This is a genomic window from Shewanella hafniensis (assembly GCF_019655335.1).
Taxonomy (GTDB): domain Bacteria; phylum Pseudomonadota; class Gammaproteobacteria; order Enterobacterales; family Shewanellaceae; genus Shewanella; species Shewanella hafniensis.
In genome coordinates this window covers 1-491 of the sequence record NZ_BPFD01000219.1, presented here as the reverse complement: position 1 = coordinate 491, position 491 = coordinate 1, and the positions used below count along the sequence as shown (strand labels likewise).

Annotated in this window: 1 pseudogene; it reads right to left on the bottom strand. The window is 30.8% G+C overall.

What is annotated here, in order from left to right:
• Positions 1–165: 165 nt before the first annotated feature.
• Positions 166–491 (bottom strand): annotated as a pseudogene (locus K5Q99_RS21985) (hypothetical protein); the annotation flags it as partial.

Below are 491 nucleotides of genomic sequence, written 5' to 3'. Positions count from 1 at the left end.
GTATAGGTATGTTTTTTAAAATACTATCAACTAATAAAGACTGTTGTTCACTACTCCAAACGCTATGCCTTTGATAACTAGGTGTCATGTTAAATTTGTTTAATGTTCGCCATTCATTCAGCGAGGAAATTGTCATTGTATTTGACTTTCTTTTTAAACGAATACTCATAACACTAACTCCTTTAAAATTTCACTGCTATCAAAATGAATGTAATTATTGAACAAACTATTTATCACGGATTCAAAATATTTATCCATTGCTGGATTAATATTTATCAAGTCAATTTCATTTGAAGGTGCAATTAAAATGCTGTCAATTTCAGCGCGATCTACATGCCAATATGAAATTCCAGAAATGATCATTAAATCATTTTTGTTCATCTCTTTTATTTTAGGTTCGTATATTTGCCGCAAACTAGTATTCCAACCATTTTTAGTTCGATTGACATCGCCTGCCGGTGGAATCAAAAAAATAATAGGATTGTTAGTGC